Annotated in this window: 17 protein-coding genes; 4 read left to right on the top strand and 13 right to left on the bottom strand. The window is 43.5% G+C overall.

Going from position 1 to position 23,720, the window contains the following annotated elements:
* Positions 1-19: 19 nt before the first annotated feature.
* Positions 20-1,738 carry a M3 family oligoendopeptidase gene (locus J4N22_RS12900; protein ID WP_207495196.1) on the bottom strand — a complete coding sequence of 573 codons (1,719 nt, stop codon included), beginning with the start codon at positions 1,736-1,738 and terminating at the stop codon, positions 20-22.
* Positions 1,739-2,033: 295 nt separating this feature from the next.
* Complete coding sequence (locus J4N22_RS12895) at positions 2,034-2,549, bottom strand: DUF5606 family protein (protein WP_207495195.1); 516 nt, start codon at positions 2,547-2,549, stop codon at positions 2,034-2,036.
* 322 nt (positions 2,550-2,871) lie between these two features.
* Here J4N22_RS12895 and J4N22_RS12890 point away from each other — a divergent pair, with 322 nt between their 5' ends.
* Entirely contained in the window at positions 2,872-3,390 is a 519-nt protein-coding gene (locus J4N22_RS12890) for a hypothetical protein (protein ID WP_207495194.1), read from the top strand.
* 69 nt (positions 3,391-3,459) lie between these two features.
* On the opposite strand, the gene J4N22_RS12885 is transcribed toward J4N22_RS12890, so the two are convergent.
* A complete protein-coding gene (locus J4N22_RS12885) occupies positions 3,460-3,960 on the bottom strand; it encodes a thermonuclease family protein (protein ID WP_207495193.1) in 501 nt (166 codons plus the stop codon).
* Between the two features lie 110 nt (positions 3,961-4,070).
* Here J4N22_RS12885 and J4N22_RS12880 point away from each other — a divergent pair, with 110 nt between their 5' ends.
* Positions 4,071-4,451 carry an SRPBCC domain-containing protein gene (locus J4N22_RS12880; protein ID WP_207495192.1) on the top strand — a complete coding sequence of 127 codons (381 nt, stop codon included), beginning with the start codon at positions 4,071-4,073 and terminating at the stop codon, positions 4,449-4,451.
* Between the two features lie 186 nt (positions 4,452-4,637).
* Here the strand turns inward: J4N22_RS12880 and J4N22_RS12875 are convergent, their stop codons facing one another.
* The 8 genes from J4N22_RS12875 to rsfS form a co-directional block, all read right to left on the bottom strand.
* The gene (locus J4N22_RS12875) at positions 4,638-8,522 is read right to left on the bottom strand and encodes a methylmalonyl-CoA mutase family protein (protein WP_242692214.1); all 3,885 of its coding nucleotides are present in this window, start codon (positions 8,520-8,522) and stop codon (positions 4,638-4,640) included.
* A 281-nt stretch (positions 8,523-8,803) separates the two neighbouring features.
* Positions 8,804-10,558: a DUF885 domain-containing protein gene (locus tag J4N22_RS12865; RefSeq protein ID WP_207495191.1), complete on the bottom strand. Its 1,755-nt coding sequence runs from the start codon at positions 10,556-10,558 to the stop codon at positions 8,804-8,806.
* Between the two features lie 124 nt (positions 10,559-10,682).
* Positions 10,683-11,480 carry a hypothetical protein gene (locus J4N22_RS12860; RefSeq protein WP_207495189.1) on the bottom strand — a complete coding sequence of 266 codons (798 nt, stop codon included), beginning with the start codon at positions 11,478-11,480 and terminating at the stop codon, positions 10,683-10,685.
* A 49-nt stretch (positions 11,481-11,529) separates the two neighbouring features.
* The gene (locus J4N22_RS12855) at positions 11,530-12,288 is read right to left on the bottom strand and encodes a UDP-2,3-diacylglucosamine diphosphatase (RefSeq protein ID WP_207495187.1); all 759 of its coding nucleotides are present in this window, start codon (positions 12,286-12,288) and stop codon (positions 11,530-11,532) included.
* Entirely contained in the window at positions 12,288-12,716 is a 429-nt protein-coding gene (locus J4N22_RS12850) for a gamma-glutamylcyclotransferase family protein (RefSeq protein WP_207495186.1), read from the bottom strand. The genes J4N22_RS12855 and J4N22_RS12850 overlap by 1 nt, the downstream gene beginning before the upstream one ends.
* A 90-nt stretch (positions 12,717-12,806) precedes the next feature.
* Positions 12,807-13,445, bottom strand: a complete 639-nt coding sequence (locus tag J4N22_RS12845; protein ID WP_207495185.1) for a LutC/YkgG family protein — start codon at positions 13,443-13,445, stop codon at positions 12,807-12,809.
* Positions 13,442-15,511: an ATP-dependent zinc metalloprotease FtsH gene (gene ftsH / locus J4N22_RS12840; protein ID WP_207495184.1), complete on the bottom strand. Its 2,070-nt coding sequence runs from the start codon at positions 15,509-15,511 to the stop codon at positions 13,442-13,444. The genes J4N22_RS12845 and ftsH overlap by 4 nt, the downstream gene beginning before the upstream one ends.
* A gap of 54 nt (positions 15,512-15,565) precedes the next feature.
* Positions 15,566-15,970, bottom strand: coding sequence for a ribosome silencing factor (gene rsfS / locus J4N22_RS12835; RefSeq protein ID WP_207495183.1), 405 nt, complete (start codon positions 15,968-15,970; stop codon positions 15,566-15,568).
* 177 nt (positions 15,971-16,147) lie between these two features.
* On the opposite strand from rsfS, the gene J4N22_RS12830 reads away from it, so the two are divergent.
* On the top strand, positions 16,148-16,900 hold the full coding sequence (locus tag J4N22_RS12830; RefSeq protein WP_207495181.1) for a biotin--[acetyl-CoA-carboxylase] ligase: 753 nt from the start codon (positions 16,148-16,150) through the stop codon (positions 16,898-16,900).
* On the opposite strand, the gene J4N22_RS12825 is transcribed toward J4N22_RS12830, so the two are convergent.
* Positions 16,897-17,217: an eCIS core domain-containing protein gene (locus J4N22_RS12825; protein ID WP_207495180.1), complete on the bottom strand. Its 321-nt coding sequence runs from the start codon at positions 17,215-17,217 to the stop codon at positions 16,897-16,899. The genes J4N22_RS12830 and J4N22_RS12825 overlap by 4 nt on opposite strands.
* A gap of 145 nt (positions 17,218-17,362) precedes the next feature.
* Entirely contained in the window at positions 17,363-17,836 is a 474-nt protein-coding gene (gene bcp, locus J4N22_RS12820; RefSeq protein WP_207495179.1) for a thioredoxin-dependent thiol peroxidase, read from the bottom strand.
* A gap of 104 nt (positions 17,837-17,940) precedes the next feature.
* Here bcp and J4N22_RS12815 point away from each other — a divergent pair, with 104 nt between their 5' ends.
* Positions 17,941-23,715, top strand: a complete 5,775-nt coding sequence (locus J4N22_RS12815) for a carboxypeptidase-like regulatory domain-containing protein (RefSeq protein WP_207495177.1) — start codon at positions 17,941-17,943, stop codon at positions 23,713-23,715.
* Positions 23,716-23,720: the final 5 nt, after the last annotated feature.

The raw sequence follows: 23,720 nt of genomic DNA, 5'->3' as shown, positions 1-23,720 counted from the left end.
ATCTACTGATCTCAGAGCACTAAATCTTTTCCATCTCCTCGTTCACAAATTCCATTAGTGACTTTATATAATCAGGTGAAAGATTGAATTCCAGTCCCGCAGCTTCGTATAGTGCAGGAAGTGTTTTTGTTCCGCCCAGGCTTAAGGCATTAATATAGTTACGCAGCGCCTGCTCTTTATCTCTCTGGAACTGTTTCCACATACCAATAGCACCCAGTTGAGCTATACCATATTCTATGTAATAAAAAGGCACCTCGAACAAATGCAACTGGCGCTGCCATCCAATTTTGCGGTATTCATCTAATCCTGTAAAATCAACAGCACCTGTATTGAACTCTTCCAGTATCTCCATCCACTTACTGGTTCTTTCTTCTACAGTATGCGTTGGATTTTCATAAACCCAATGTTGAAACTTATCGATGGTTGCGATCCATGGGAAAATGGTAATGGTGCGCTCCAATTGATGCTCTTTTGCACGCTTCAGGTCTTCATCATTATCAAAGAAAACATTCCAGAAATTCATGCTGAAAAGCTCCATAGCCATACTTGCTACCTCAGCTATCTCCATCGGGTATTCTTTAAAAGCACTTAAGGCGAGCCTGTGGCTAAGGAAAGAATGGATGGCGTGTCCTCCTTCGTGTACCATCGTCGTCACATCATGCATTTGCCCCGCCGCATTCATGAAGATGAATGGCGCACCACTTTCTGCTAAAGGACAATTGTACCCTCCAGGCGCCTTACCCTTCCTGCTTTCAAGGTCCAGGTGACCCAGTTCTTTCATCTTACGCAGGCAGTCAGCAAAGAATGGATTAAGCAGTTCAAAGCATTTGATTGTCTTCTCCGTTAGTTCCTCTCCTGTATTGAATGGATGAAGCGGCTGCACTCCTTCCGGCTCTGCCTCCGTATCCCATGGGCGCAGCGTATCCAGGCCCAGCTTCTGCTTCTTTTTGTCGTATATCTTTTTTACCAATGGCAGTACATGCAGCTTTACCGCCTCGTGAAAATTGAAACAATCTTCTTTGGTATAGTCGAAGCGACCCATTTCTGCAAACTTGTAGTCGCGGTAGTTTTCAAAACCTGCGTTCAGTGCTATTTGATGACGCTTTGCTATCAGCTGCGAGTAAAGTGTATGAAGCGTCTCCTGGTCCTGCCGGCGACGTTCATTTATTTTCCGGTAGACTTCTTCTCTCAGGTTCCGGTCGTGATCTTCTAAAAATTTTGAAGCCTGCTGCAGCGTATACTCCTGCCCACGAACTTCTATGGTCATAGCGCCTGCTATTTGGCCATACTGCTGCTGCATCACGCTCAGCTCAGCCTGTATAGGAATATTCTCTTCCCTGAAAAGATCGATGCTCTTGCGCACATTGCGCAGGTAAGTAAAATACTCTTCCTTATCAAGTTCCTGTGTAAAAGGATTCTCAATGAGCTTGCGGTTCAGCTTATCTGCATATGGCTGCATATGCGGCTGAATGTGCATGCAGAAGTAATTGAATGCTTCTTCCAGCGATTTGTCGGTGGTATCGCAGGTCATGCGTATCTGGCGCCAGCATGCATCTTCACTTATTACTGCTTCGAGCTCACTTGAGTCTTTCAGCCACTGCTCCAGGTCTTCGCGGCTGTTGATCGGACGCTCCAGCAGCTCTTTAAAATAAGGCTCCAATCCGGCCCAATCTGTTACAGAAAAATCCTTAGGCAGGTACTTCCTTTCCAGTTTCTTTATATCAGCACTTAATTCCATAATCGTTTTTTTTAGCTTCTGGTAATGCAATGTGTAAGCCACTACAGCCTTACTGTAGGGTGTGCAAATTTAGGTGTAAGATTTAGATGGCAGAGAGGAAGCATGTATAGCACCGGTAGCTTTAAGTTTAAGAGTGGCGAGCACAATCTATTTTCGATAGTTGCTTCTTGTTGGAGAGGCGCATTTGATAAGCCATTGGAAAGGTGCCGCAAAAACGCTGCTACCTTTTCAACCAATAAAAAAAGCTGCGGTCATCTATGACAACCGCAGCTTCTATAATTATTTTCTACACTACTTATTCTTCAGTCTTCTTTTTCCTGGTAGCTTTTTTCTTAGGAGCCTCTTCAGGTGTTTCCTCTGCTACTACATCAGCGGCTGCACTACTTTCAGGTGTTTCTTCACTGGCTTCTTCTTCCTCTTCAGGATGATCAGTCAGTTTTAGCTCTACTTTATTTTTCTTCAATACATTATACCACTTCACCATCTTTTTCATATCGCTGGCATATACACGCTCAAAATCCATATCAGGAAAAACTTTCTGGAAATATGCCTTAATAGCTGCATTGTCTTTTTCTGATGGCAACGCTTCACTGCTTGCGTCCATAGCCTGGAAAACTTCCACGAGGTTTACATTATCGCGCTGCGTATATACTTCTATACTCTCAAGATGCGAAAAGTTATGTATGCGACTTGCAACAAAACGAGTGGTTTTATCTTCCAGCGAACGAACAATTGCGCCATCTTTTTTGCTACCCACCAGTTCAAACAACCCGCCAATACCTGTCACGGAAATTATTCTTCCATATTCCATAAGTTCATTTTTTAGGAGGTGCAATATAAACCGATTTAACCAACCCAAGCTTTCAGTGCATTTTTTTAATGAATACCCGTAGGTTATTCTAATAAACCTGGTGCTGCGGAAGATGAAGCCAACCTCACAAACATCATTTCCAAAAACGCTCTTCAAAATCAAACTGGTGCATTACCCATACAATAAGTTTCATATTCAACACGTTCTGTAGCTACATCAAAGTTTTAACATTAACTACCACAGCTTCTATAGCAGGTGGCAACAGCGAGTGAAAATTATCCTTTAGCTTTACCCACTTTCTCACAAAAAGCAAAAACCTACAATGAATAAATTCTTCCTGGGTGCATGTATTTGCGCCGCCGCTACGTTAACAGCCTGTTCAGGCAATCCGCCAGCTTATAACGAGCCGGTTGCTACCCAACCAATGCCAATGCCAGGAACAGCTCCTGCCAATGCATTTCAAACAGATTCTACAGGTCAAACAATAGTTCCTGTAAATCCTGCTGCAGGTGCACAGACTGTAACAGCAGTGCCTACACCGCAACAAGCACCCGCACAACAAGCGAAAGCTGCAAAGGGAATGAACCCTGAGCATGGTCAGCCAGGCCATAGGTGCGATATTCCTGTAGGTGCGCCGCTCAATTCACCGGTAGCTAATACAGCACAACCACAGGTACAGCAAGTAACTCCTGCTAATCAACAGGTACAGGTAGGACCACAAATCACTCCTATACAGCCAGCAAAACCTGCATTACCAACTGCAGGTAGCGGAAGGGTAAACCCTGCACATGGCGAACCAGGTCATGATTGCGCAGTACCTGTAGGTGCTCCTTTGAACTAATCTTGTTAAGCATTATAAACAAAAACAGCAGGTCCTAAAGGCCTGCTGTTTTTTTATTCACTAGTTCCTCTAGTTGCGCATGTTCTTCCTAAACTCCCACGGCTCTACATAATTGAATAGCGACCAAATTCCAAGTTCTAGTTTCTTTGCCTGCTTTTCCAGCTTTGCCAGCTCCGGGTCATCCGAATATTGAACAAAATGCCACGCCATTCCGCTCTTCACCATATGGTAATTTATGTTCAGCCTATCACTCAACCTGATGATGGTGGCTAAAGTTCTGCCGTACCTGTCTCTTCCATGCAGTTGCAGCACTACCCGCTCATCCTGCGTGAGCTGCCGCAGCAGATCGCGTGATTGAGAAAAGAATTCCTGTCCTTTCTCCGGTGCATCTATACCGTACAAGCGTATCCTGTAGGTGCTGTCAGCTTCCGTTACATCTACCGTATCACCATCTATTATCTTCACCACTTTTGCCGCCACTTCCTGCGGCGTCTTTTTTGATTGTGCTAACGAAGGTGTTGCTACAATCAACAGCAGCAGCATCCAGTTAAGCTTAAAAAATTGGTTCATGGATTTGTAAACGTAAATCAATGCAAACTATTGCAGCTATGCAGCAAGCGTAACTAATACAGTAACTACAGGTAGTAAAAGGTAAATTTGCTGCCGAATATCAAAGCACAATGAAGGATTTTAAAAAATACTATATAGTACCTGCGCCACCCGAAGAAGTATATGTTGCCCTTACCAACCCGGCTACCATCCAGCTTTGGACGGGTGAACCGGCAGAAATGTCTACAGAACCGGGAAGTGAGTTCAGCCTGTGGGAAGGCAGCATTGTTGGACTTAATCTTGAGTTCGAAGAAGGAAAAAAGATCGTACAGCAATGGTATTTCGACCAAGAAGAGCCATCTATAGTTACGATAAAACTACATACGCATAAGCACGGAACTTCTCTTGAGCTGCGCCATGTAAATATCCCGGATGAGGAATATGATGATGTGGTAGATGGTTGGAATGGGACCTACTTCCGCTCGTTAGATGAGTTTTATGGAGTAGAGTAACAATTGTTGATTTGCGATTGCGGATTTTAGATTGGGATGCGTGAAGCAGCAAGATTCAGATAGAATAATGGATTTTTCTGAACTAATCAAAAGTATTACCTCCAGCGGCTACTACTTATCATGGTAAAAATCAAGAGAGGCTGTCATTACTGGCAGCCTCTCGTTTTAAAAATCTATATACTGTTTTTACATGTTTCTCCTGTACTGCCCGCCTACCTGGTAAAGTGCATGTGTTATCTGCCCAAGGCTGCAGTACTTTACCGTATCCATCAGTTCTTCAAAAAGGTTTCCATTGTTGATGGCTACCTGTTGCAGGCGCTTTAGCGCCTCCTGGCTCTTGGCTTCGTTCCGCTTTTGGAAACCCTGTAGGTTATGTATCTGTTGCTCTTTTTCTTCGGTTGTACTTCTTATAACTTCTGAAGGTAAAATGGTCGGGCTACCTTTTTTGTTCAGGAAAGTATTCACCCCAATCAGCGGCAACTCACCTGTATGCTTCTGGTGCTCGTAAAACAGGCTTTCTTCCTGAATCTTATTGCGCTGGTACATTCTTTCCATTGCACCCAGCACTCCGCCACGTTCTGTTAGTCGGTCAAATTCTGCCAGCACAGCTTCCTCTACCAGGTCTGTCAGTTCTTCTATCAAAAAGCTTCCCTGGTTTGGATTTTCATTTTTTGCTGTACCCAACTCGCGGTTAATGATCAATTGGATGGCCATTGCCCTGCGCACACTTTCTTCTGTTGGTGTGGTAATGGCTTCGTCGTACGCATTTGTGTGAAGACTGTTACAGTTGTCGTAGATGGCATACAGCGCCTGCAGCGTGGTACGTATGTCGTTGAAATCGATCTCCTGCGCATGCAGGCTTCTACCCGATGTTTGAATATGATACTTCAACTTCTGGCTCCTGTCGTTGCCTTTGTACTTGTACTTCATTGCCTTGGCCCAAATGCGACGCGCCACACGGCCAATCACGCTGTACTCAGGGTCCATGCCATTGCTAAAGAAGAACGAAAGGTTTGGCGCAAAATCATCTATGTTCATGCCGCGGCTCAGGTAGTACTCTACATAAGTAAAACCATTGGCAAGAGTGAAAGCAAGCTGGGTAATAGGATTAGCTCCTGCTTCTGCAATATGATATCCTGAAATAGAAACGCTGTAGAAGTTGCGCACCTTTTTGTCAATAAAATATTGCTGCACATCACCCATTAGCTTCAGCGCAAATTCCGTAGAGAAGATGCAGGTATTCTGCGCCTGGTCTTCCTTTAAAATATCCGCCTGCACCGTACCACGTACCTGGCTCAGCGCTTCTGCTTTTAATTTCTGGTAAACATCAGCTGGCAGCACTTCATCACCACTTAGTCCAAGCAGCTTTAGCCCTAAACCATTGTTACCTTCCGGCAGTCTTTCCGGCGAAGAGGGATTGTAATAGGAAGGACGTGGAGCATGCTCATATTTCTGTTGAAACACCTCGTTTACCTTGTCCCAAAGATTATTCTCCTCAATATATTTTTCGCATAGCTGATCAATAGCAGCATTCATGAAAAACGCCAGCAGCATAGGCGCCGGACCATTGATGGTCATACTTACCGATGTGGTTGGGCTGCACAGGTCGAAACCGCTATACAATTTTTTGGCATCGTCTACTGTTGCTATGCTCACACCGCTGTTTCCTACTTTTCCGTAGATATCTGGTCGCACTGCAGGATCTTCTCCGTATAGCGTTACGCTGTCAAAGGCTGTTGACAATCGCTTTGCCGGCTGCCCCAATGAAACATAGTGAAAGCGCTTGTTCGTACGCTCAGGTCCACCTTCTCCGGCAAACATCCTGGTAGGATCTTCACCCTGGCGTTTCAGTTCAAACACACCTGCAGTGTACGGGAATTCACCCGGCACATTTTCCTGCAGCTGCCAGCGAAGAATGTCGCCCCAGTCTTTATATTTTGGCAGCACCACTTTTGGTATACGTGTACCACTCAGCGACACCGACGTCAGTGGCTGCTTAATGATCTTGTCTCTTACTTTATATTCAAAAAAATCAGCAGCATATTTAGCTACCACCTGCGGCCATGCCTCTATCAACTTCCTGCACTCAGTGTGCAGCTTTTCTTCAAAATGGTTACGAACATTATCAAGATCGGCTGACGAAGCACCTGTTTCCTGCAGCGCCTCTGCGGCACCATTTATCTTGTAAAGTTTAGAAGCAATGGTTGCCTGCTCGTTCACCCACTGGTCGTACTCGCGGTTGGTTTGAGCCACTTCGCTCAGGTAACGTACACGCTTTGGTGGTATGATCTGCGATTTTGTAGAAGTATCAGCAGTATGTCCATGATCTTCCAGCACACCAAATTGCTTACCAGTTTTTGTACTTATCGCCAGCATCAGTTTTTCAAATAATTCGTTGATGCCCGCATCATTGAACTGTGCAGCTATGGTACCCACTACTGGCAATTCTTCATCTTTGGCAGTCCATAATTGGTGGTTACGCTTAAACTGCTTCCGCACATCATGCAGCGCATCCAGTGCACCGGCCTTATCAAACTTATTGATACAAACTACATCCGCATAATCCAGCATGTTGATCTTCTCCAGCTGCGATGGCGCACCGTATTCCGGCGTCATTACATACATGCTCACGTCGCAGTAGTCAAGGATGGATGCATCACTTTGACCCACACCCGCACTTTCCAGTATCACCAGGTCAAAGCCTGCACTGCGGCAAATGTCCAGCGCTTCCTGCACGTATTTACTTAAGGCTTTATCACTTTCACGAGTTGCCAGGCTTCGCATGTAAGCGCGTCCATTGTGGATGCTGTTCATACGAATACGATCGCCCAGCAGTGCTCCACCTGTTTTCTTTTTAGATGGATCTACTGAAATAACAGCAATTGTTTTATCAGTATACGTATTCAAAAAACGCCTAACAATCTCATCTGTTACTGAAGACTTGCCCGCACCACCGGTACCTGTGATGCCGAGAATGGCCCCCTCCCGGCCTCCCCCAGCGGGGGAGGAGTGGCTAGCACCATGAGTATCTACGTCAACGTTTTTCTCCGGCAGGTCTGCCAGGTGCTTGTGGATTCTTTCAACCACCTCGTCAAGTTGATAAATTACCTCTTCGTTGGTAAAACGCAGCACATCGAAGCCTAGCTTATTTAATTCAGCCGTACGTTCTGCATCACTTAGCTGCATTTCAGGAAGTTGATGATAATTTCCGTCTACCTCTATCACAACTCCGCGAGATAAGCAGACAAAATCGGCAATAAAAGCGCCTATGATGTGTTGCCGCCTGAACTTGTAACCTTCTTTCTTCGCTCTTAGTTTATCCCATAAAAGTTCTTCAGCTTGTGTTGCATGCTTTCTATGTTCAAGAGCAAACTCCTTCAACTTTCCATAAAGCATCGGATCAGCCATGAACTGACCCACAGTGATGGAAGATTGGCCGGTCGCCTGTGTATGCTCACTGTTCTTGTTATTACCGTTGATTGGAGCTATCACCTCCGCAAAGCTTTGTCCCATTTCAGCTAAAGTGATAGCTCTGCCAATGCGCCTTACATCCTTCTTCTCGTTTAACGGCAGTTTCCCGTTCCAAGCTGAAGCAGCCCGGAAGTAATCCACCTGCTGCCAGTCTCCTCCCCCACCGGGGGAGGCAAGGAGGGGGCTACACTGATCAATCACATCCTGTATCATTCCTTCCAATCCCATTGCACGTCCATCGTCGGGGCTATAAATGCGGGTAACGCCGTAATCATGCAGCTCTTTTATCTCGCTTGGCAGTATCGTTCCGCCGCCGCCGCCAAAGATCTTTATATGACCACAGCCATTCTCTTCCAGCAGGTCTTTCATGTATTTAAAGAACTCAACATGACCGCCCTGGTAGCTGGTGATGGCTATACCGTGCGCATCTTCTTCGATAGCACATTCCACTATTTCGGCCACACTCCGGTTGTGACCAAGGTGAATGATCTCGGCGCCTTTGCTTTGCAATATGCGGCGCATGATATTGATCGCCGCGTCATGACCGTCAAACAGCGAAGCCGCTGTTACTATTCTTACTTTTTGCTCTTGTGTAGACATTGTATGTGTATTTTCTCAGGCCACTGCCTTTGCAGGAGTTCTTTTTTATGGAACCAGCGACAGCACATGACCGGGCATCCGTTGCGTCGCACACTTCTGCTGAAGTAGTTTTTTCAGCACATAATACAGCAGGAAACGGCAAGCAGCAGACGCAGCAAAATTAGGGGTTTTGCCCCTTCGGGTTTATAAGGTTTCAACCAGCTTCCCAGCTTATTGTTTTGCCTTCTGTTGCCAGGAAGTTGTTACCTAAATATCTGCACTCAAATGGGTACCGGTAGTATTTACTTTTGGTTTTCACCTTTTGACCTTTCACTTACCCTATCCAGCTCTTGCTTTATGAACCTGTCGGTCATTTTTTCCAGTATTGATAAAGTCACCGATCCATTTGAAAGTACCATATCGTGAAAAGCACGCACATCAAAGTCTCCTTTCAATGCCTCCTCTGCTTTTTTGCGCATCTCCTTTATTTTGATCTCGCCAATTTTATACGAAAGTGCCTGGCCCGGCCATGATATATACCTGTTGATCTCTGTATTCACCTCATGCATAGATAATGCAGTGTGATCAGCCAGGTAATTTACCGCCTGTTCCCGTGTCCATCCTTTGGTGTGAACACCTACATCTATTACCAGCCTGCAGGCACGCCACATATCGTATGTCAACCGGCCAAACAAGCTATATGGATCCTGGTAAAAGCCCATCTCATGACCAAGGTATTCGCTGTACAAACCCCACCCTTCACCAAAGGCGTTGATGTACAAGCTGCGCCTGAAGTCGGGCAGGTGATCCAACTCACGAGAAAGAGCAGTCTGCAGGTGATGGCCTGGTACCGCCTCATGCAGCGTAAGAGCTTCTAGTGTATATAATGTACGACTTGGTAGATTGTAAGTATTCACCCAGTACTCATTGGTTCCGCCGGAGTAGCGGCCGGTAGTATAGGTTGGCGCCAGGTAATCCGGAACGGGAGCCACGGAATATGGCTGGCGGGGCAATTTCCCAAACATTGATGAAAGCTTACCATCCACCTTCTTAGCTATGTAGGAAGCTTCTTTCAAAAGCTCCAGCGCAGTCTTAGGGTAAAACTGCGGGTCGGTGCGAAGAAACTCTATGAACTCCTTGAAGCTGCCTTTGAAATTAACCTGCTTCATTACTGCATCCATCTCTGCTTTAATCCTTGCTACTTCCTTCAAACCTATTTGGTAAACTTCTTCTGAGGTAAGATTGGTTGTTGTATAATGGCGAACCCGATCCTCGTAATATGCTCTACCCTTAGGGAATTGAGATGCACCGAGCGACTTCCTTGTCTTTGGTAAATATTCTTTATCAAAAAACTGCTGGATACTCTTGTACGCTCCTAACACATCTTTTTCTATTGCAGTTCTGCCTGCTAATTGGTATTTCTGCCAGTCAGCATCAGTTATAGTTGCAGGCTTCTTTACAAATGGCTTCCAGAAAACAGATTTTTCTACACTGTCTACTATATGTTGGGCATAGGTATTTTCATAACCTTTTAAAATAACAGCAGGCTGACTGATACCTAATGCCACACCCTTCCGCATCAGTTGCAGGTACTCATTTACAAAGCGCGGCATATCCTGTAGCTGCTTCAGGTACCGCTCTGCATCCCTGTTGTTGCGGATAGTGATGGCGGCACGTCGTGGCAGCCCGGTATGAAAACCTTCATCAGATAAAATCGGGTTTAGGTAAGCCTGGTACTCGTATTCAGCAACAGCATCCAGTACCTGGTGGTGCAGTAGCTCCAGGTTTACCTGGTCGTCAAAAGAAAGAGTGTCTTTATTGATGGCCTTCAGCTTTGCATTAGCTCCTTTGTAAAAAGCATATTTACGCGCATTGGCCTCTTCATTGTGAGAAAGGAGTACAAACCCTAGTGCACTATCCCGCTTCCATTCCTTCTCCCTGAAATTTTTTATATCATCTAAAACGGCAGCTATTTGCTTATGTACTTTTTGCTGTTGAGCTTGTAATGCTACTGGTGCCAGCAATAGCTGAAGAATAATTATGCAGATCAATTTCATGTGTAGCCTTTTGAAGATTATCGTGTAAAATAATCTTTGTTCTGATACCAGTTTGCTATACGTTGAATGAGTGTAGGAGAAAATTTAAAAACTAAAGCAGCCTGGAGGAAAGCGTGTTAACGATCTATTGTACATAGTAAAGTTCCAGCTTACCTTCCTTAGTAAGGGCATATACTTTTTTATCGTTGAACCTTATCTTCTTATACACAGCCGGATCAGCAAAAGCCTTAAAAGAATAGAGTTGTAAAGTAGCAGGCTTGTACAGCAAGATGCGGTCATTATCACGCCCGGTAACGGTTTGTTTATCTATAACCTGCAGATCTTGAATTACCGGCAATCCGTGCTTCTGTTTTTGTGCGCCATAATAATCAAAAACCAATAAGCCTTTTGTGGTGTCGTACATATACAAAAAACCATCGCGATCGAATAATGCTTCCGGCGATGGAGCCACATCAAACACCTGCCTCATATCTACCGATTCAAGCATTACACGTCCATTATCATCGAGCTTTTTTAGTTTGGCTTCCATCTCGTCATACAACCAGATATTGTTGTCGTAACTGGTGGTGACAGCCTTTACCTGCAGGATATTCTGCCTTCGCAGGTCAATTGTTTTACGCACACTCAGTTGCCGATCAAGTACGGCAATGGTCGAAAAATCTTTGAAGAACACCAACACCTTCAGTGGGTTGGTAGCATCTACCGATGATATTTTACCATAGCGGCGAACATCGTTATACACTGCCAGCGAGTCGCCTTTTTCATCAATTTTCTTTACATGGTTGGAAGTGGAAACAAGGTAGATATTGCCAAGGTTATCGGTGGTGAAATCAGAAATCACCTCAGGATAAACCCGCTGCAGTTTTAAATGAAGTGTGCTATCACCTGCAGCCATTGTTGCAGCTGAAAACATCACCATCATATATATGAACAAGATTCTTTTCAATGTTTATTCAAATTAATTGCAGAGGTTACTTCTCCCAATATTTCAGCTCAACATCATTTCCATCAAATTCAGCGTAGGTAAAATACCGGATCCAGTCTCCTAGGTTTATGTACCTGCTGGTGTCGGTTAGTGGATGGTTGAGAGGAAGATGCCGATGACCGAAAATGAAATAATCAATATGTTCTTTAGCCAACATTTCACGGCTAAAAATGATCAGCCATTCTTTATCATCGCCTAAAAAATGCTCATCGGAGGCACCAGTCTTTTTCCTGCTCGACCTACTGGAATAATTAGCCAGGCCTATACCCCACGATGGATGCAATAATCCGAACAACCATTGGCAAAACCTGTTCCGGAAAACTGATTTAAGCATTTTATAACCATGATCACCGGGACCGAGTCCATCGCCATGACCAACAAAAAACTTCTTATCATTGAAGTGGAAAACCTTTGGCTCGTGGTAAACCGGAATATTCAATTCGTTCTCGAAGTAACCACGCATCCACATGTCGTGGTTGCCAACAAAGAAATGAACTGGAATACCGGCATCGGTAAGTTCAGCTAGCTTTCCCAGTATGCGCACATAACCTTTTGGTACTACATGTTTGTACTCAAACCAAAAGTCAAACATGTCGCCTACTATAAATATTGCAGCGGCTGTTTCTTGTATCTCATTAAGGAATGCTACAATTTTCTTTTCGCGTTGAAGACTAGCAGCATGGCCAGGGGTACCAAGATGAAAATCGGAAAGGAAATAAACTTTTTTACCAACAGGCAATTGCATTACAGCTTACTCTTTTGTTGTATAAACTGCAGCACATCTCCTGAAGCTATGATGGGATTCCCGGTAACATCTCCGTTGAACCAATAGATATAAGCTGTTGTAGAAGTGTCGTTATAAAAAACTTCTGTTACGTCTCTACGATACATTGCTGTTTCCCCCTCTTCAGGATTCACACCTTCGTATTCGTCCAGCTGTTCGATAGCCCACGAAAAATCAGCATCTTCCTTCAGGTCATACAGCTCTCCAATGATGAAAGAATCATCTTCACAAGGCAAGGCAGCAGGAAAACTACCCATGTCGTACAGGCAACCCCTCACTTTAGCATTGCTAATAAAGGTGAAGTATTTACTTACGTAGTCATAAGCAGGATGCTTGAAGCCACTGCGCAATGAACCATATACAAAGATTTGAGTAACTGCATTTTCCATGTGCTAAAGATAAGCGAGGTATTGCTTATTACATTACTTCAGGCAAGAGAAATGAGGTAAAGGATGTCTATGGCATATTTCCAATTCTTGTTACGACCTGTCGACCAGGAATACGTAAACCTCTTTTGGGCCATGCACGCCTACAACCAGCGTTTTTTCTATATCGGCAGTACGGCTGGGACCTGTGGCCAGGCTGATCAGTGATGGCAATGATCCTCCATATTTCTCTTTCATGATCTGCAGTCCATGCCTGATATCGTACACCAACTGGTCGGTATATGCTATGCAGATATGCACCGGTGCATATACACTTGCAGTTCGTCCACTTGCCAGGGCAGAAGATAATAAGATGCTGCCGGTACGGGCAATGAGTAATTCGCAGGTGGTTATTGCAGCAGTGCAGCTGCTGAGGTCAGTTGAGTTGAAATGGTCAAAACCATTTTGCTGAAGAGTTTGAACCACCGCAGGTTCATTACAAAAGATTTTAGATGCAGGCCTGGCTTTTACAAACTCAACCAACTGCCCCGCCAACTCACGCTCATCAGCACAAAAAGAGAATTTTCCTTGCAGGCTGGTGAAGTTCTCAGCAAACTCCACCTCTATCTCCTTTTCCAGGGGCTGAAATACACTATTAACTCCCTCACTTTGCGGAAAGGGAACAGGCACTGGGTTCGCCAGTGCCTGTCTTATTTTCTTCAGTATGTTTTCTTTTGCTGAAGTTACTTTCATGGTAATTCTGTTGAAGTAGCATCTATCACCGTTTTTTCAGGTGGAGCGCTAAGTTCACTATTCTGTTCCTGGTGTGCTACATCCAGTAGTTTCTTATCGTCGTAAGGCCTTTTACCAATTAGCTTTTCTACATCACTCTGGAATAATACTTCTTTTTCAAGAAGTTCTTTTGCCAGTATCTCAACTTCATTGCGCTTTTCAGTAAGTAGGCGAATGGTAGACTCGTAAGCAGAAGCAATCAGCTTTCTTACTTCATCATCTATTATTTTACCTGTTTCCTCGCTGTATGGTTTGGTGAAAGAATTATCTGCCTGTGGATCGTAGAAGCTGATGTTACCTACACGATCATTCATACCATAAACAGTAACCATAGAGTAAGCCATTTTGGTGATCTGCTGCAGGTCATTACTTGCACCGGTAGATATTTTACCGAAGAAGATCTGTTCTGCCGCACGTCCACCAAGGGTCATACATATCTGGTCGAACAGTTGATCTGTATTATATAGATATTGCTCTTTTGGAGTATACTGGGCGTAGCCTAAAGCTGCTGTACCACGTGGTACAATGGTAACTTTAAGCAGCGGGTAAGCATGCTCAAGGAACCAACCACAGATAGCATGTCCGGCTTCGTGGTAAGCAATGATCTCTTTCTCTTCAGGAAGAATGATCTTGTTCTTCTTCTCCAAACCACCGATAACACGATCAATAGCATCCTGGAAATCGCTCATATCAACAGCTTGCTTGTCTTTACGGGCTGCAATCAAAGCAGCTTCGTTACAAACGTTAGCAATATCAGCACCCGCGAAACCAGGTGTCTGCTCAGCCAGCTTATGAATATCTAAAGTTTCTGAGATCTTTATCGGCTTCAGGTGCACTTTGAAAATAGCTTCACGTCCTTTTACATCCGGGCGATCAATAGAGATCTGCCTGTCAAAACGACCCGGGCGAAGTAAAGCTGTATCCAGTACATCCGGCCTGTTGGTTGCCGCTAGTATGATAATGCCAATGTCCGTTCCAAATCCATCCATCTCAACCAGCAACTGGTTCAGGGTATTCTCACGCTCATCGTTACTCATTATTGCATTTCTGCCACGAGCACGACCGATTGCATCTATCTCATCAATGAAAATGATACATGGTGCTTTTTCACGAGCTTGCTTGAACAGGTCGCGAACACGGCTTGCACCCACACCCACAAACATTTCTACGAAATCGCTACCGCTAAGGCTAAAGAAAGGCACCTGTGCTTCACCTGCCATGGCTTTTGCCAGTAAGGTTTTACCAGTACCCGGAGGGCCTACCAACAGAGCACCCTTTGGAATTTTACCACCGAGCGCAGTATATTTCTTTGGGTTCTTCAAAAAGTCCACGATCTCCATTACCTCAACTTTGGCTTCGTCCAAACCGGCTACATCACCAAAATTTATGTTTACACGTGTACCTTTTTCAAATAAAGTAGCTTTCGATTTACCGATATTGAAGATACCGCCTGGTCCACCACCACCGGCAGGGCCACCCATTTTACGCATTAGCAATACCCAAAGACCCACAAAAAGCAAGATGGTAACTAATGTGTTGGCTACTGGTCCAAACCATTCGCCTTCGTTAATTACATTCTCCGGTACCTGCTGTATCTGCAGTGGATTAGCCGTAGGATCATTGTAAAACTTGGTCTGTGCAGCATTAAAACTTTCCCAGTCTGTTACAGAAAATTCGAAATGCGGTCCACGGGCAACGCCGGTAGATGGTCGCTTTATTTTCTGTGAATAGAATGGTTTGGATAATGCTTCTTTTTTAACGTAGACACGAACAAGTTCCTTGTTTTTTACAAGATCAAGTTTTTCTACATCGCCTTTAGCAAGCATCTGCTGCCTGAATTCAAGCTCTGTAGTCCTGACCGCGTCGGGTGTCATATTAAAAAACTGGGCTCCTATCAGAACCACAGCAATGATCGCATAGATCCAGTATATGCTAAACTTTGGTCCCTTCCGCGATGGTTTGTCATCGCCTGATGGGATACCTGGGATGTTTCTGATATCTCTAGGTTTTTTATCGTCTTGTGCCATAAATGTCTTCTCTGTTAGATATTTTATTCCCGTGTATGTACGGGCGAAAAAGGTTTACCCTTCGTGTTCCATGCGTTCAGCATCGCTCCACATTTCTTCTAATCCATAGAATTTGCGTGGTTCGGGTAGCATCACATGTACTACAATATTTACATAATCAATTAGTATCCATTGTAGTGCCTGGTAACCTTCATGCTTGTAAGGTAGTTCATCACATTGTTTTTTCACTTCTTCTTCTACCGATTCACCTATCGCACGTAGTTGCTGCGGGTTGGTGGCCTCACATATAATAAAAAAGTCCGCTACCGCTTCATGAATCTTACGAAGGTCGAGCGAAACAATGTTTTCACCTTTTTTTTCCTGTATGGCTTTTATGATTGTCTTAAAAAGCTTTGAGTTCCTGTTGATCTTAGTAGCCGGGTTCTTTTTCCGGTTCGACAACATTTCAAGTGGTTCCAAATAAATTCTTTTTTAAATAAGTATCAAATACAATTAAGAGGGCTTAGAATATAAACGATCAGGGATGTTTTCATCTTAGTCCAGCAACAAATTTCCGTTTGTTTTTTGGAAACCGTGTACTACCAATTGTTAAACCGGCACTTCCTTCTATAACTTCGCGGCAAAAATAGTAATTCTTTGCCACCTGTAACTCCAATAGGCACACCGCTTATACAACTGGATACTGTTGATAGTTCCAACAACTATGCCATGGCACAGGTGCAAGCCTCTTTGGCAGACCATGGTACAGCATGGCTAGCAAAGCATCAAACGGCAGGCCGCGGCCAGCGCGGAAAATCTTGGAAAGATGCCCCAGGTGAGAACCTGGCCATTAGTATAGCCGTAGTACCCCCAGGTTTGCAAATAGCTCAACAATTTTATCTAAGCATGCTGGTGGCATTAGCCTGCCACGACTTTTTCCTGGTACATGCCCCACAATATACTTGCATTAAATGGCCGAACGACCTTTATTGGAAAGACAGAAAGGCAGGCGGAATTTTAATTGAGAACGTTTTGCAAGGCGCTGAGTGGAAGTTTGCCATTATCGGCATCGGGATAAATATCAACCAGGTTTCATTTGATCCTTCTTTACCAAACCCGGTTTCGCTGAAGCAACTGACCGGGAAAACGTTTGACATTGTTAATCTGGCCAAACAGCTTTGTGGTTGCCTGGAAGCACGATGGAGACAACTAGCAGAAGGTAACCTGGCTCAAATACTGCAGGATTATAACCAACGACTGTATAAAAGCAACGAACTGGTAAGGCTTAAAAAAGACAATGCAGTAATTGAAGCAAAAGTTCTCGGCGTGAACGAACAGGGTGAGCTACTTATTTACACCGGCAGTGTGACCGCTATCCCGTTCGGTTCCGTTGAATGGATCTTGAGTTAACTGAACTCGACTCCCTGCATCACATTCACATCCCTTTCCTTCTTGCGGGCATCTACCTCAAAGCTGTTATGCTCATACCCTTTGCTGAAGGTTTCAATAAGGTATAGGAAAATGAAGCGAACAAAGCCCAGGCGCTGGTATTGTTTTACATGAGCCACTTCGTGCCGTACCCACTTTTTATTATTTAAAAATTCTTCTTTAGAGGCCTCCCACAAATGGATGGTGCTACCCAAAACCATAGCCACTTTGTTTGCTTTAAGTTGCCTGGCAGCCATTTTTGCCAGCCACGAATTCTCCTTAATTCGTACTATAGTCATTAGGATCAGGTTGAAATTGGAATAATAAGTGGGGGTAGGACGAATATATTAACTTTTTATGCTCCCCTATAGTTGCTTCCTTCTGTTTTATAAAATATGCCTGATAAGAGCAGGTTGCCACAGAGGCATGACAACAAAAACAACATCAACCGCCTAATGAATCATTCCACGCTGTTATTATTTCCTGTGCGTGATCTTTTGTGTTTGGCTTCTTAATGATCTTCCTGATTTTACCTTCTTCATCTATGATGAAAGTGGTGCGATGGATGCCATCAAAGGTCTTACCCATGAACTTCTTCTCACCCCACACATCATATTTTTGAACAATAACAAGGTCTTCATCGGCTATAAGGGGAAAAGGCAAACTGAACTTTTGCTCAAATTTTTTATGGCTTTTAACGCTATCGGTGCTAATGCCAATAACGTGGAAACCTTCTTGCTGTAGCAGCCCAAAATTGTCGCGCAGGTTACATGCCTGAACAGTACAGGTGGGTGTATTGTCGCGAGGGTAAAAAAACATTACCACCTTCTTTCCTTTATAATCTGCAAGAGAAATAGTTTTTCCATCCTGGTCTACGCCTTTAAATGCCGGAGCTTTACCGCCTTCTTTTACTGCCATGTCTTTACTTTTTTATTTTAATGATGATTGGTCGACAAATCATTTCCCTACCAGTTATGCAATTATCATGTAAACTGCATCCTGCCTGTGCCAACACCAAACAAATGAACAAATTAATTACTCTCCTACTGCTTATGTTTTCCTTACAGCTACATGGGCAGGTCAACTTGAAGCAGGTTAGAAAACAAAGTGAAAAAGTACTGGTTTATAGAACAACAGCAGCATGGGCTGAAAAGTTTATAGTGTGGGATAGCATCCCGATCAATATGTTTTTAGATGCGCCTGTGTTTGATTCTTTTCCTTCAAATGCTGTGGATGTAGAGAGGCTACCTGTAGGTAACTATGTACTTATACAGGTGATGGAAAACGATGTATTGGCAAGAATAGAAACGGTATCCAGGTTGATCGTTTACCCGGTTAATCACCAGCAGAAGATACAGCTTGATGTACGCGATGCAGATGGAAATTTCATTGAAAAGGCAGATGTGTATGTCGCCGGCAAAAAAGCAAAATATAATGCAGCATCAAGATCTTATTGGCCAAGGCAAAACAAGATAAAAGAAGCCCTGGTGAAAGTATATGCACCCGGCGATACCAATTTCGTTACACTAGAAGATGATGAATCATTTGAGGTGCCGGTTTGGAAGCAGCGTTGGAAGAATTTCACTTATAGCAAATTTGGCCGATCCTTATTGTGGTTACCTAATAATATCAAGTCGCTGTTTAAAAGGCGATATAGATATAAGAGATACAAGGCTGAAGGAACAGGTTATGTTTTATTTAACCAGCCAAAATATAAATTGACTGATACCGTAAAACTAAAAGCATTTATTCTCGATAAAAAACAAAAGCCTTCCAAGGAAAAGCTGGATGTGTTTCTTTCGTATTATGCCCGTGGAAAGAATCTCCTGCAATTGCTGGCAAATCTTGCACCTACATCACCGGGCGCTTATATCTATAGTTTTCCACTTAGCGATACATTGGTGTCTGATATCAAATACACCATCGCATTCAAAAGCAAAAAGCAGAAGACGCTGCTTAATAAAACCTTTTCTACCGAAGACTATGTACTGGATGATATTGGCAGCTATAACTTCTCATCCAATAAAACCAGTTATTACTTAGGCGACAGCTTAAGGTTTACTGCCACTGCTAAAGACGCGAATGGCAACAACCTGCTTGATGGTCAAGTGAGGCTACTGCTATTAACCTCTACAATCAATAATTATTACAAGGACAGTTTGTATGTAGCAGACACTTTATTTAATGTAGAAAAAGATCTGGTAACAACAGGCGAAACAACATTCTCCATACCATCATCCGCATTACCACATGCTGATTTAAAAATTGCAGCCAATGCTATTTTCAAAAACAGCAACAACGAGCTCCAGGAAAAAAAGCTTGAAATAGATTATAAAGTAAAAAGCGAGGAATTAGATGTAAAGTTAGTAGATGATAGCATTGTGGCTATTTTCAGAAATAATGGAAAAGAAATAGCAGCAAAAGGTTCAGTATATATTACTGGTGATTTAATTGATAAAGAAATAGAAGTATTATATCCGGTTAAATTAAAAATAGATCCACTAGCTGACAAATACTTATTCAAAGCTATTCACGAAAAAGATACCTTAAAGAACTCTACAAAGATCAACAGCCGGTATTCCCCTTCTCTCTCTCGAATTAGCCGCGGCGATACACTCGGCTTTGTATTGCACAATCCTTATAAGATACCGGTTAATTATCTCGTGCTTTATGGAAGTAATGTAATAGCTGAAGGTAAAAGTGATCACCCGGCTATTAAGTGGGAGAAAGCTATTTCGAATAAAAGAAAAATGCTGCAAGTGAAGTGGAGCTATATGTGGGGCGGAAACCACCAGCAGGGACAAGAAAACATTGGCCTGTTGTATAAACTTCTGAAAGTAGACCTGCATCATAATTCCACTGTGTTTCCCGGGCAACAAGATTCTGTGGTAGTAGAAGTTAAAGACTATAAAGGGCGGCCGGCTCAAGGAGTGAATCTTTCTGCAGTAGCATACAATGCACAATTCAAAGATGCCATACAGGTACAGGATCCGCCATACCTGGCCACATACAAAAGCAAGCGGTTGGTGTTGAGAAACAAATACGAAGTGGACGAACCAGGCGTTTCTTCCCGCTATAGCTTAGGTAAGTATGCGCATTGGAATAAAAAACTATCTACCGATACAGCCCTGTACTACCGCATGCTTTTCCCATCTACAACACCTTACGATGTAGTTACTCCTATAGCTGAATTTATACCGCAAGTGAGTGTACATGTGGTACAAAAAGGTAAGCCGCAAGAGATATATCTTCTTTACCTCAACAGACAGTTGGTGTACTACAACGGCGTAACTGATGCCATGAATTATGTTTGGCCATCGGTGCAACGATATGCGCAGGTAGGCATTCGACTTCGTAATAAATACATTCAAATAGACAGCATTTACCTGCAGCCATTTTACAAGCATGATATAGTGATTGATGTAGACAAATTGCCAGCAAAAGCGCTGGTGGAAGATCGACCGGTTCACTATACTGATGCAGAAAGAAGATTAATTGAATCATCCATTTTGCAATTAGATAATAATTATCAAACCAATTATGGTTATTTATGGCAAGCAAATAAACTGGTAAAGCTCAATGGAAACATAAGGCACCTGGTTGGTCCCTTTACTCCTATGAATTATGTACAATTTTTTGCTCCCGGTAATTTTGATATTTCATTCATCTTCGAACCCGGCTATGAGTATAATTTATCAAAACAGATAACCAGGCTAGAAAGGAAACCCATATTTCCTGCTTTACAAAAAGAGGTGCCACTAGAACATGTTTCTAAAACCAAATGGAGATTAGGCGATACACTTGTTTCGCCGCCTGTTATAAAGTATGAACCAATAAAACATGAGCCTTATTTAAAACTTACTCACTACAGTTCTTACTTGCAGCATCCAAGCAATGGAAAACTAATGTTTACGGTGAAGCAGGATACTTCTGTCAACCTCAGGTATGTAGTGCTGTACCATCCTGATTCTGGCATGAATAACCTCGTTCTGCCAGGACATACCAGGCAGATCAACAACATTAAACCCGGCATATACTCATTGCTGCTGGTAAATAAAGATTGGTCAACAGCACATGTTCGTGTACGCATTGCAGCCGATAGTACATTATGTATTCAAACACATAGAGCTGTTTATAAACCTAATAATTCAATCATAAAAAAAATATTAACGCAGTTAGATACTCCTATACCTGCACCCATAACTCAACCTGTTGTGGAGCCTCAAAAAGAAGTGTTGCGCACTTATCCTAAAGGAAATAGTAATATTATAGGAATAGTAAAAGACAGGAAAGGAGGCAATGCTATACCCGGTGGTGCTGTTAGCTTGAAAGGTATTTCATTCTCTATTGCTGCTGATATGGGTGGTAATTTTTCAATAGCCCATATTCAACCAGGCAGGTATACTTTGGTGATCTCATCATTGGGTTATGTACACAAAGAAGTGATTGTAGAAACATTCAGCAACCAAACAACAAATCTTGTTGTAGAACTGGAAGCGTCTAATATGGAATTGAATGAAGTAGTGGTAGTGGGCTATAGCAATAAAAGAATGAAGAGTATGACAGGTTCTGTAGTTACTACCAGTTCAGAAGATTTATCATTGACTTTTGCTAATGAACTCCAGGGAAGGGCTGCTGGGGTACAAGTGCGGGGAGCACCGGGTGCTGCAGATGGTTTCATTCGTATCCGTGGTGCCAGCAGCATTAATGGTGCTGCTCCTCCTATTTATGTAATAGATGGAATAATTTACAACGAGCTTCCTTTGCATATAAAGCCTGAAATGATCGGCAGCATGGAAGTGCTGAAAGATGCAGCAGCAACTTCTATCTATGGAGCAAGAGGGGCTAACGGTGTAATCCTCATAATCACCGGCGTAAAGACGCAGCGTACCGCTTTTCGTGATTATGCTTTCTGGGAACCACAACTATTCACCGATGCTGATGGTAAGGCTCATTTCACGGCAATTTATCCTGATAACATTACAGGCTGGCAAATGTTTGTACTGGCCATGGACAAGAAAAAACGTGTGGGTAAAGGCACAAGTTTTACAAGAGCATTTAAACCAGTAGCTGCACAGCTAAGCCTGCCGCAATTTCTTGTAGTTGGAGACTCTGTCAAAGTAGTTGGCAAAGCACTCAATCACACAAATGATGATTATAAAATTGAAGCTCGTTTTATCTATAATAAAGCCACTGCGCCACCATCTGTTTTCGATCTTAAGGCAGCCTCTTCAGTTATACAACAGCATGTAGTTGCGCCTGCTACTACTGATACCGCAACCATTGGATTTACTGTTTCAGCTACCACAGGCTTCAATGATGGTGAAGAAAGAAAGCTGCCGGTGTTCAGGCAAGGCAGCGAAGAAACAGAAGGCATATTTACCGTGGCTTATAGGGATACTACATTTGAATATGCAGGTAAAAAGAACGGGCTGCCTATTTCGCTTTACCTGCAAAACAACACACTCGATCTACTGCTACAGGAACTGGATCACCTGAAGAAATATCCATTTTACTGCATGGAACAAACAGCTTCCAAACTTAAGGGGCTTGCCCTGGAGCAACGGATAAGAGCAGCATTGCAGCAGCCTTTTGAAAATCAAAAAGAAATGAATGCCCTGCTTAAAAAACTGCAGGACGCACAGCATTATGAGGGCGGCTGGAGCTGGTGGGGCAGTGGAAAGCCTGACCTTAATATTACAGCATACATCGTGCAGGCATTGCTTCCGCTGCGCGAACAACCTTTGGTTGAATCTACCATCCGCAATGGGTTATTGTACCTGAACAACCAGCTGCCGCATCAGCATTGGAGAAACAAGCTTTCTATCATTGCCACCCTATCCAATGCTGGCCATGTTATGGATTATAAAACAGAGCTTGAAAAAACACCTTACGATTCACTGGGCATCCACCAGCAGTGGTTATGGGTGCAGGTAATGCGCAAACAAAAAGCTGGTGGTGAAAAGGAATTGAAAAGGCTGGTATCAAAACCTCAGGAAACTATGACAGGTGGTATGTACTGGGGAGAAGAAAACTACTTGTGGTACAGCAATCATGTGGCTACTACCCTGGCAGCTTTTCACACTATAAAAAATGAAAAAGAGTACCAGCACCTCGTTCCAAAAATCATCCAATTTTTTATGGAGCACAAGCGCGGCGGCTATTGGCGCAACACAGTAGAATCGGCTTCTATTGTAGATGCTATCCTTCCGCAGATGCTACAGCAAAATGCAAATGCAACCGCTCCTGCACAGGTTGTAGTGAAAGGCGACACCACCCTTTCCGTTAACACGTTTCCATTTAAAACAACACTACCTGCAGGTGGCAATTACCAGGTGAGCAGGTCTGGTGGTGGGTACACCTACATTACCTTGTACCAGAAGTGGTGGAATGATAGTGCTAAGCCAGCAACAGGCAAATTTGATATCACTACCTATTTTGAAAAAAATGGGCAGCAGGTGCTGAAACTGCCAGCCGGTGAAAAAATAAAAATGGTGGTAAAAGTGAATGTACGTGCAGATGCAGAGTATGTGATGATACATATACCCATACCTGCAGGATGCAACTATAGCAGTCGCAAGCAGGATCAGTGGGCTGTGCATAAGGAATACTTCAAAGACAAACTAGTAGTGTTTGCCAACAGCCTGCGCACCGGCACACATACATTCGAAATAGAATTGGAACCTCGCTACAGCGGAAGTTTTACACTCAATCCTGCCAAAGCAGAGCTGATGTATTTCCCAACATTCTTTGGCAGGAACGAGATAAGAAAGGTGAAAATAGAAGACCAGAAATGAGTGTT

The sequence above is a fragment of the Aridibaculum aurantiacum genome (assembly GCF_017355875.1).
GTDB classification, from domain to species: Bacteria; Bacteroidota; Bacteroidia; order Chitinophagales; family Chitinophagaceae; genus Segetibacter; species Segetibacter aurantiacus.
This window is presented reverse-complemented; position numbering and strand designations above follow the sequence as displayed.